The organism is Schwartzia sp. (in: firmicutes) (genome assembly GCF_978017985.1).
The window spans coordinates 1-9,705 of the sequence record NZ_CDXDFU010000069.1 but is presented as its reverse complement, the minus strand read 5'-3'; the positions used below and the strand labels follow the sequence as shown (position 1 = coordinate 9,705).

Annotated in this window: 10 protein-coding genes and 1 pseudogene; all 11 read left to right on the top strand. The window is 51.3% G+C overall.

What is annotated here, in order from left to right; translation table 11 throughout:
• Positions 1-273, top strand: a pseudogene (locus ACY69O_RS03245) (hypothetical protein); the annotation flags it as partial.
• 37 nt (positions 274-310) lie between these two features.
• Positions 311-982, top strand: coding sequence for a corrinoid protein (locus tag ACY69O_RS03240; protein WP_462332034.1), 672 nt, complete (start codon positions 311-313; stop codon positions 980-982).
• Between the two features lie 10 nt (positions 983-992).
• A complete protein-coding gene (locus ACY69O_RS03235; RefSeq protein ID WP_462332033.1) occupies positions 993-2,015 on the top strand; it encodes a uroporphyrinogen decarboxylase family protein in 1,023 nt (340 codons plus the stop codon).
• A gap of 21 nt (positions 2,016-2,036) precedes the next feature.
• A complete protein-coding gene (locus ACY69O_RS03230) occupies positions 2,037-2,939 on the top strand; it encodes a class I SAM-dependent methyltransferase (protein ID WP_462332032.1) in 903 nt (300 codons plus the stop codon).
• A 23-nt stretch (positions 2,940-2,962) separates the two neighbouring features.
• Positions 2,963-4,117: a cystathionine gamma-synthase gene (locus tag ACY69O_RS03225; protein ID WP_462332031.1), complete on the top strand. Its 1,155-nt coding sequence runs from the start codon at positions 2,963-2,965 to the stop codon at positions 4,115-4,117.
• Positions 4,118-4,130: 13 nt separating this feature from the next.
• Positions 4,131-5,042 carry a PLP-dependent cysteine synthase family protein gene (locus ACY69O_RS03220; RefSeq protein ID WP_462332030.1) on the top strand — a complete coding sequence of 304 codons (912 nt, stop codon included), beginning with the start codon at positions 4,131-4,133 and terminating at the stop codon, positions 5,040-5,042.
• A 284-nt stretch (positions 5,043-5,326) separates the two neighbouring features.
• Entirely contained in the window at positions 5,327-5,743 is a 417-nt protein-coding gene (locus ACY69O_RS03215) for a YaaR family protein (RefSeq protein WP_462332036.1), read from the top strand.
• Complete coding sequence (holB, locus tag ACY69O_RS03210) at positions 5,743-6,741, top strand: DNA polymerase III subunit delta' (protein WP_462332029.1); 999 nt, start codon at positions 5,743-5,745, stop codon at positions 6,739-6,741. The genes ACY69O_RS03215 and holB overlap by 1 nt, the downstream gene beginning before the upstream one ends.
• A gap of 42 nt (positions 6,742-6,783) precedes the next feature.
• A complete protein-coding gene (locus ACY69O_RS03205) occupies positions 6,784-7,875 on the top strand; it encodes a PSP1 domain-containing protein (protein WP_462332028.1) in 1,092 nt (363 codons plus the stop codon).
• Positions 7,868-8,635, top strand: coding sequence for a tRNA1(Val) (adenine(37)-N6)-methyltransferase (locus ACY69O_RS03200; RefSeq protein WP_462332027.1), 768 nt, complete (start codon positions 7,868-7,870; stop codon positions 8,633-8,635). Before ACY69O_RS03205 ends, ACY69O_RS03200 begins: the two co-directional genes overlap by 8 nt.
• The gene (gene rsmI, locus ACY69O_RS03195; RefSeq protein ID WP_462332035.1) at positions 8,616-9,494 is read left to right on the top strand and encodes a 16S rRNA (cytidine(1402)-2'-O)-methyltransferase; all 879 of its coding nucleotides are present in this window, start codon (positions 8,616-8,618) and stop codon (positions 9,492-9,494) included. The genes ACY69O_RS03200 and rsmI overlap by 20 nt, the downstream gene beginning before the upstream one ends.
• Positions 9,495-9,705: the final 211 nt, after the last annotated feature.

The following is a 9,705-nucleotide window of genomic DNA, read 5'->3' as shown; positions in this document are numbered from 1 at the left end:
TGGAAGAAGGGCGAGCCTGTGGCGAACATGGACAAACACAAATGCGCGCTTTATCACCAGCAGCTGAAGCAGGAATTTCATTATCCCTGCGGACGATGCGCGGCGGTCTGCCCTGTAGGTCTTGATAAGAAGCGCTACGGAGCAAATGCGATAAGCGCAGAGGGGATTCTGCACTGCCGCGATTTCGGAGCGGCGGATGCCGGAGAGATAAAAAAGCAGAAGGGCAGCGTGGTAAGGATAGCCGGGCGTGCCGCAAAAAAGAATTTTGGCTGATAAATAATGTGAAGCTGATGAAAGAGGAGGAATTTATATGGCAACGGAACAGGAGCTGCATCAGGGACTTTTTGACGCGGTTGTAGATATGGATGAAGAGCAGTCGGCAGAACTCGCGTCGGAGGTTGTAAAGGCCGGCTATGATGCCTACGCTGCGATAGAGCAGGGACTCTCAAAGGGGATGGACAAGGTGGGCGAGCTTTATGAGCAGGAGGAATATTTCATTCCTGAGCTCCTTCTGTGCTCGGATGCGATGTATGCGGGAATTGATATTCTGAAGCCGCATATCGTCCGAGAGGAAACGAGGGTGCAGCATAAGGTGGTTATAGGTGTCGTTGAGGGAGATACCCACGACATAGGAAAGAACCTTGTGAAAATCATGCTGGAAAGCGCAGGCTTTGAGGTTATTGACCTTGGGCGCGACATCAAGGCTCAGGCTTTTATAGATGCTGCCGAGGAAAACGGCGCTGAGATTATCGCTCTTTCCACTCTTATGACAACGGCAATGCCATCTATGCAGGAGGTTGTTGAGCTTCTTGAAAAGCAGGATAAGCGTGATAAATACAAGGTGCTGATTGGCGGAGGCCCTATTTCACCGAATTTCGCAAAGAAAATACGGGCAGATGCATACGCTTCTACGGCAGCAGAAGCAGCCCGCATCGCCAAGGATTTTGCAGCGGCGGAGGAAGCCGCCCTGCAGAGCGCGTGAGGTGAAGGCGATGAATGATATTTCCCCCAAGGAACGTCTTTTCCGCGTGCTGGAAAAGAAAACTGTAGACCGTCCGCCTGTTATATGCCCGGGAGGAATGATGAACAGCGCTACGGTGGATGTCATGAAGGAATGCGGCGCGTCCTTCCCTACAGTGCACCACAGTGCTGAGGCTATGGAGAGGCTGTCCTCTTCGGTGCAGACGAGGACAGGCTTTGAAAATTTCGGCATCCCCTACTGTATGACGGTAGAAGCGGAGGTACTGGGCAGCGAGATTGATTTCGGAAACGAGGAATGCGAGCCGAAAATTGCAAAGGAACGTTATGAGTTTTCAAAGGACGTTCCGATACACGACGTAAAGAAGCTTGTTAAGGAGGGCCGTATCGAGGCGATAGCAAAGGCAGGCTATGAAATCGGCAGAAAAAATCCGGATATTCCTGTAATCGGAAGTCTTACAGGCCCTGTGTCCACGGCGGCTTCGATTGTAGACCCGATGACCTTTTTGAAGGAGCTTCGGAGGGATAAGGAAAACGCGAACCGCGTTCTGGACTATGTGGCGGATTTCCTCATAGAGTATGCCGGGGTTCTTGTAGAAAGCGGGTTCCCTGTAATAACAATCGCAGACCCCACGGCGACGGGCGAAATTTTGGGGCCGAAGATGTTCGGTGACTACGCTGTGCCGTATCTCAACAAGCTGGTGGACGGGATTCATGCTCTGGACACGCCGGTAATTGTGCATATATGCGGACGGCTTGAGTCGGTAGAAAAGCATCTCGCAGGAATCCACGCTGATGCCATAAGCACAGACGCGATGGTTAATCTGAAAAATATCAAGGCAGCCTGCGGAGTCGAAACGGTAATGGGAAATCTCAGCACCTTCGCCCTGCAGCTTCAGACACCGGACGTGATTCAGAGAGCTACTGAAAAGCTTTTGAGCGATAAGATTGACATCATCAGCCCGGCGTGCGGACTTTCGACGACCACGCCTGTCGACAATATCCGGGTCATGACGGAGACCGTAAAACAATCGTGATATGGGAAAGGAAGAATAAACATGATTGCTGAACAGGAAAGTATGACAGCAAAGCTGTGCTCCTTTGCACGTGCTTATCATTCGACAATGGGAAAGAATAAAATATTTGACGATTATCTTGCCTACGATATTATCGGCAAGGATGAATACGACCGTATCGGACGGCTGCTGCAAAGCGATTACGCGGCAGAGCCGTATGAGCCGCGCTATGGATTTGAAAGTGTCTGGGTGTTTGACGAGATGGACAGATACTTTTCTCCGATTACGCTTTCGCGTATCGCGTTTGCAGAGCGTGCCCTTAGCAGGTTTGCTGAGCGTCAGCAGGAAAGCCAGTACGTCGTCCTGGGGGCGGGTATGGATACCTTTGCATTCCGCAATACGGACGAGACGATACAGACCTATGAGCTTGACCACCCGGACACGCAGGCGTACAAGCTGCAGCGGATTCATAAGCTCAGATGGACGATTCCGGAGAATGTTCATTACGCTCCTGTGGACTTTGAAAAAGAGGACTTCGGACGCGCGCTGCTTCGCGCAGGCTTCTGTCAGGCGGGGGCATCCTTCTTCTCGCTTCTGGGTGTGGCCTACTATTTGACACCTGAAAGCTTCAGACGTATCGTCCGCAGCATAGGAACGCTTGCATCGTCAGGAAGCCAGTTTGTGTTCGATTTCCCTGATGAGACAACCTTTGCGGAAAAACGCCCGAGACGTGTCCGCGAGCTTACGGAAATCACCAGCAAGCTTGGTGAGCCCATGCTGCACGGCTTCTCTGTTGAAGAGATACATACGATTCTCAACGAGGAGGGCTTCAGCATCCGCCGTCATGAGGGACCAAGAGATATCCAGCGGCATTTCTTTGACGAGCGCACGGATAACCAGCGGGCTTTGGAGAACATTCACTTCATTCTCGCTGAGAAAAAATAACATACATAACGGAGATGGGAATTATGGGAAGCTATGAAAATTTTGAAACGGCAGTTATTCATGCCGGCTATGAGAATGACAAACAGACAGGCGCGGTAAATGTGCCTATCTATCAGACGTCCACCTATCAGCAGGACGGAATAGGGGAGATGCGCGGAGGATGGGAATACTCACGCACAGGCAATCCTACCCGTCAGGCACTTGAAAAGCTTATAGCGGAGCTTGAACACGGAACAGACGGTTTTGCGTTTGCGTCCGGAATGGCTGCGCTTACAGCGGTATTGAGCCTTTTTGAGAGCGGAGATAAAATCCTTCTTTCGAGCAATGTGTACGGAGGAACCTTCCGTGTTCTGGACAAGGTGTTTAATCACTTTGGTATCACATACGCTCTTGAGGACATGACTGACATTGATGCATTTGAAAAGAAACTGGCTCCTGACGTCAAAGCAGTGCTGATAGAAAGCCCTGCAAATCCTCTTCTAACAATAACAGACCTTGAGGCAGTGGCTGCGGTGGCGAAGAAGCATGGTGCACTCACTATTGTGGACAATACCTTTATGAGTCCGTATCTCCAGCGTCCGCTGGATTTTGGCGCGGATATTGTCGTACACAGCGCTACGAAATATCTCGGCGGTCACAGCGATGTGGTAGGCGGACTGGCGGTTGTGAAGGATAAGTCTCTCGCAGAGCGTATTGCCTTTATTCAAAATTCGACAGGAGGGGTACTTGGCCCCTTCGATTCCTTCCTTTTGATACGCGGAATCAAGACTCTTGCAGTAAGACTGGACCGCCACACGGAGAATGCTCAGGGCATTGCCGAATGGCTTGAAAAAAATCCCGAAGTCAAAAAGGTCTATTACCCCGGACTGCCTTCCCACCCGGGACATGAAATAAATGCCCGTCAGGCTAAAAACGGCGGTGCAATGATATCCTTCGAATTGACGGAAAAACACAATATACGTAAATTTTATAAAGCCCTTCGGCTTATTGTGTTGGCGGAGAGCCTCGGAGGGGTTGAAAGCCTCGTCTGCCATCCGGCGACAATGACTCATGCGGCTATACCTAAGGAAACAAGGGATAAAGTCGGAATCACGGATAACCTCATACGATTCTCGGTGGGGATTGAGTCAAAGGAAGATTTGATTGCTGATTTGGATCAGGCAATAAGAAACAGCTGAGGGGGATAACACAATGAGATACTATAAATCCATGCAGGAGCTCATCGGGCATACGCCGCTCGTTGAGCTGACACATTTTGACCTTCCGGAGGGCGTACGGATATTTGCAAAGCTTGAGCTGTGGAACCCGGGCGGCAGCGCAAAGGACCGCGTAGGGCGCGCAATGATTGAGGAAGCAGAACGCAGCGGACGGCTGAAGCCGGGCGGCACGATTATCGAAGGCACGGCAGGGAATACAGGGCTCGGAATAGCATTTGCTGCACTTAACAAGGGCTATCGCGTAATATTCTGCGTACCTGAGAAATTTTCTGCTGAAAAGCAGACACTTATGAAAGCAATGGGGGCGGAGATTGTTTCAACACCCCGTCCTGACGGAATGCTCGGAGCAGAGGCAAAGGCTGCGGAGCTTCGTGATTCCATACCGGGGGCTGTCACTATGGACCAGTTCAAGAACCCTGCAAACCCGAGAGCGCACTATGAAACAACAGGGCCTGAAATTTTTGAAGATCTTGACGGAGAGATTAACTATATCGTATCGGGTGCAGGCACCGGCGGAACTTTTTCGGGAATAACAAAGTATCTGAAGGAAAAGAATCCGGAGATACAGGGAGTTCTCGCAGACCCTGTGGGATCCGTTATCGGCGGAGGTGAGCACGGCGACTATGAGATAGAGGGAATCGGAAACGATTTTATCGCTGACACCATGGATATTAAGCTGGTGGACAAGGTTTATAAGATAACGGACGAGGAAGCCTTCGGACAGGTGAAGGAGCTTGCGAAGCGAGAGGGGATTTTTGCGGGTTCTTCAGCAGGCGCTGCCATGTCTGCGGCACTGAAGCTCGTAAAGGACGGCGCGAAGGGGAATATCGTTGTAGTATTTGTAGACCGCGCCGAGCGTTATTTCAGCAAAAATATTTTACAATGAGATAAAATTTTACAGCTGGGTGCCTATGCGCTCGGCTTTTTTCTTTTTACCGGCGGCATTGTACGGTATAACTCGGCGAAGACTGTGCCTCGTTGCGACGCGAAGCTAGTCCTGTGGGAAACGCTGACAGAGGAAGTTTTGCCGTTGGCAAAACATGAACTAATGCGTTATAATAAAAAGACAATGGGGTGGTATGTCTATTTACCGCCTGCGGCGAAATATCGTCCGAAGTGAAGGTGAAAAGTATGAAGATCGATGCGATTTCCACACAGCGCCAGCAGTCAATGTCCCGTGAGGCGGGTGCAAGCGGGCGCGCACATGTGGCTGATACGAATACGGATTTTTCGGCAGAGCTGGAAGACCAGCAGGGCAGTCTGACACGCGAGCAGCTTGAAGAGCTTCTCAAGAAGATTGACGAGCAGGGTGCGCGTCTTACCAATACGCCGACCTATGATGAGCTCAAGGAATACCGTACCCTCGTCAAGGAATTTGTAGGTGAAGCAGTATCACGCATGTATTCTCTCCATACATCGGCGGGATGGGACCGCATGGGCCGTCAGAAGGTCTATACCACGGTGCGTAAAATTGACCGTGAGCTTGAAGATATGGCCGAAGATATCAGACTGGGACAGGCAGACGCATTGACCATTGTCGCAAGACAGGACGCAATCCGCGGCATGCTTGTGGACCTTTACAGCTGATGGAAACGTCATGGGAGGGAATCCTCGGGCAGGAAGAGGCTGTAGGCCGTCTTAAAAGAATGCTTGCGGAAAACAGACTGCCGCACGCGCTGCTGTTCTACGGTCCTGACGGAGTCGGGAAAAGAAGAACGGCACAGGCTCTGGCGGCGGCACTTCTATGCATGTCTTCGAAAAACGGAGAGCCGTGCGGACAGTGTGGCAGCTGCCGTGCTATGGCAGACGGTACCCACCCGGATTTTTACGTGGTAGAGCCTGAGTCTGCTGGACGTGCGGCAAAAAGCATAAAGATTGAACAGATTCGCGAGCTCGAACGGGAAATCGGCCGTGTTCCTAAGCTTTCCGAAAGGCGTGCAGTTCTTATGGACTCGGTGGAGCGGATGAATGAAGCCGCTCAGAACAGCCTTTTGAAAACACTGGAAGAACCCACGGGAGACGTTGTTTTTATTTTGGTGACAAGCGCGAAGCAGGCACTGCTGGACACCATTGTGTCCCGGTGTCTGCTGCTTCCGTTTGCACCCCTGAAAGAGGAAACTCTTGTTAAGCTTTTGGGTGTCAGGGGGATTTCGGAATCAGACGCGCAGGGGATAGCTCCTCTTTCGGGAGGAAGCCTTGGGCGTGCCGTACGTCTTTTGGACGAGGGTGCGCTCAGTATTCGGGACGAAGTCCTGGGGCTTTTGAAACGCTTCAAAAATATGCCGCTGTCTGATGTTTGGACAGAGGGGGAAAGGCTCGGGAAATGCCGGCAGGAAGAGCTTGCCGACAGAATCCGCTATCTTCGCCTATTAATCAGAGATATGCTTGCTCTTTACAGCGGAGCGGAGGTCAGCCAGAAGGACCTTGCGGGAGAGCTTGGCAGGCTGCTTTCGGATTTTTCCGAGGCGCGGCTTTTTGAACTTATGGAATTAACAAAGGAGCTTGAGCGAAGAATCACGGGCTCCAATGCAAACGCGAGACTGCAGATAGAGGCTTATCTGATACGGGCTTGCGGCAATAAATGAATGATGCGGCTCTTTTCACGGGCCGGCACAGGAGGGAATACATTGCAGACGATTGTTGGCGTTCGCTTCAAAAAAGCGGGCAAAATATATTATTTCGGCATCGGACCGCTCGAAATCGCAAAGGGCGACGATGTTATCGTGGAGACAGCACGGGGCGTGGAGTTTGGTCATGTTGTGCTTGGCCCGCGTCAGGTCGAGGATTCGGAAGTGACGCTCCCTCTTAAAGCTGTGCAGCGCAAGGCTACAGATGAGGACCGTGAACGCGTGCGAAGCAACCACGAACAGGAAAAGGAAGCTATGCGTATCTGCGAGGAGAAAATAGCGGCGCGCAATCTTCCGATGAAGCTTGTTGATGTTGAATATACATTTGATATAAATAAAATCGTATTCTATTTCACGGCTGACGGACGCGTTGACTTCCGTGAGCTGGTAAAGGATTTGGCGGCGGTATTCCGTACACGTATTGAGCTCCGTCAGATCGGTGTGCGCGACGAGGCAAAAATGCTTGGCGGTATCGGATGCTGCGGGCGTCCTCTCTGCTGTGCGACATTTCTCGGGGAATTTGCTCCTGTTTCAATCCGCATGGCTAAGGAACAGAATCTTTCCCTTAATCCGACAAAGATTTCAGGAATCTGCGGCAGACTCATGTGCTGCCTTAAATATGAAAGTGAGTGCTACTGCTCCAACTGCCACGCACAGAAAAAAGTCCTTCCGCCGACGCAGGGAAGTCGTGTTGTCAGCATAGAGGGCGAAGGAAAAGTAATTTCGCTGAATCAGCAGCGTCGTACGGCTACTATTCTTCTCGACGATGGAAAGACTATCGTGGCTTCATGGGAGGATGTTGTAGAAAAGGAGCCTGAGGAAGAGGATCTCGCAAATGTAGCAGCACTGGCGGCTATCGCGGCTATTCAGGCAGAAGCTGCCGAAAACATGGGTGATCGCCCGCGCGGACGCAGACGCCGTAATCGTGGCGACGGAGACCATCATAAAGGCTCAAAGGAAGGCCATGAAGGGCATGGACATGGCAAACGTGACGGCGAACGTCAACACCGCGATAAGGGCGGACGCGACCACAGAGACCGCCGCCCGCGCAGGGAGCGCAGCGAAAACGGCGCTCCGGAAAACAATGAATGATATAGAGCTTCGGGAGAAGGAACGGCTTGATGATTTGAACCATCTGGGGCGTAAAGTTATTCAGAGAACTGACGCCTTCTGCTTCGGTATGGACGCAGTGCTCCTGGCGCATTTTCCGAAGTATGGCAGGAAATGCCGGGTTCTTGATTTGGGGACAGGCACAGGAGTTATTCCCCTTTTGATGGTTGAGGAAGCTGAGTCGGTTGAGGCTGTGGAGCTCGACCCGGAGATGGCGGAGCGTGCGGCGCGCAGCGTGGCATATAACGGCCTTGAGGATAAGATTCATGTCAGGCAGGGAGATTACAGAAACATTTCCGAGCTATATCCCAATGAAAGCTTTGATGTGGTTCTGGCAAATCCGCCGTATTATCCGCTGAAAAGCGGACTGTCGGCGGCTGTTCCCGAGCGTGCCAGAGCAAGGCATGAGTATACCGCATCGCTTTCCGACGTTGTAAGGGCTGCCAGATATGCACTGAAATATCACGGACGCTTTGTCATGGTACATATTCCCGAGCGGTTGGATGAAATTTTTATAGCCCTTAGTGAAAATCAGATGGCGGCGAAACGTGTGATGCTGGTAGAGCCACGGCAGGGGAAGCCTGCAAATCTTGCGATTGTTGAAGCTATGGTGGGAGGCCGGCCGGGAAATATACGGTGGCTGCCAACACTTCGGGTATATGATGCTGACGGGAATTATACGCCGGAAGCATTGAGGTATTACGGGAAGGAAACATGCAATGATGAACCAGCAGGGAAATAACAGGGACGTACGGGAGCAGGAGGCCCCCGGCGTCCTTTATTTGTGCGCGACACCCATAGGGAATCTTGAGGACATGACGTATCGTGCGGTACGTATCCTGGGAGAAGTTCCTCTTATTGCGGCGGAGGATACACGTCACACGCGCCAGCTTTTGACACATTTTGATATTCATACAAAGCTTACAAGCTATCATGAACACAATAAAGAAGAAAAAGGCCCCGAGCTCATTCAGTGGATGCTTGATGGCAATGATCTTGCCTGTGTAAGCGATGCGGGGCTTCCCGGAGTTGCGGACCCGGGCAGTCTTTTGGCGCAGCAGGCCATTGAGGCCGGCATACGGGTTGTTCCGCTGCCGGGAGCGAACGCGGCTCTTTCCGCGCTGATATGCTCAGGCCTTGATACCACCAGATTCTCCTTTGTAGGATTTCTGCCGAAGACCAGGCAGAAAAGGAAGGAACGCCTTGATGAAGTTAAGAATCATCGGGAAACACTTCTTTTTTACGAAGCTCCGCACCATCTGAAGGCTACAATGACGGAGCTTTATACGGCTCTGGGAGACCGCCCTGCGGTGCTCGCAAGAGAGCTCACGAAGAAGTTTGAGGAATTTGCAAGAGGAACCTTGTCCTCACTGCGCCCTGATGTAAGCGGAGTCGAGCCGAGAGGCGAATACGTCATAGTGGTTGAAGGAATGAAGGAAGAAGCGGAGGAAATATCAGCTCCTGCGGCATCGCCGGAAGAACTGGTTAAAAAATATATGGCGGAAGGCCAAAACAAAAAAGAAGCCATGAGAAGCGCGGCGCAGGTTCTGGGAATTTCAAGAAGAGATGTGTATCAGGCGCTTTTGGAAAACGGGAATTGAAGGGGTGCTGTCCCTTCAAATTCCCGTTTTTTATATGTTTAATAAGTACATAGCGTTTTAGTGAATGTTTTGTAAAACAGTTTCATCAAAAAGCTGTCGTTTCAACTGCACAATACTATCATACATTTCTTTTGAAGGGACGTTGTCCCTTCAAAACCCTACAAGGAGGTCTTGCCTCCTTGACCTCCGCTTAACGCCCTTCGGGCTACTT

Coding starts and splice junctions, on each gene's coding strand:
- ACY69O_RS03240 (WP_462332034.1), top strand. CDS start 311: ATGGCAACGGAACAGGAGCTGCATCAGGGACTTTTTGACGCGGTTGTA.
- ACY69O_RS03235 (WP_462332033.1), top strand. CDS start 993: ATGAATGATATTTCCCCCAAGGAACGTCTTTTCCGCGTGCTGGAAAAG.
- ACY69O_RS03230 (WP_462332032.1), top strand. CDS start 2,037: ATGATTGCTGAACAGGAAAGTATGACAGCAAAGCTGTGCTCCTTTGCA.
- ACY69O_RS03225 (WP_462332031.1), top strand. CDS start 2,963: ATGGGAAGCTATGAAAATTTTGAAACGGCAGTTATTCATGCCGGCTAT.
- ACY69O_RS03220 (WP_462332030.1), top strand. CDS start 4,131: ATGAGATACTATAAATCCATGCAGGAGCTCATCGGGCATACGCCGCTC.
- ACY69O_RS03215 (WP_462332036.1), top strand. CDS start 5,327: ATGTCCCGTGAGGCGGGTGCAAGCGGGCGCGCACATGTGGCTGATACG.
- holB (WP_462332029.1), top strand. CDS start 5,743: ATGGAAACGTCATGGGAGGGAATCCTCGGGCAGGAAGAGGCTGTAGGC.
- ACY69O_RS03200 (WP_462332027.1), top strand. CDS start 7,868: ATGAATGATATAGAGCTTCGGGAGAAGGAACGGCTTGATGATTTGAAC.
- rsmI (WP_462332035.1), top strand. CDS start 8,616: ATGAACCAGCAGGGAAATAACAGGGACGTACGGGAGCAGGAGGCCCCC.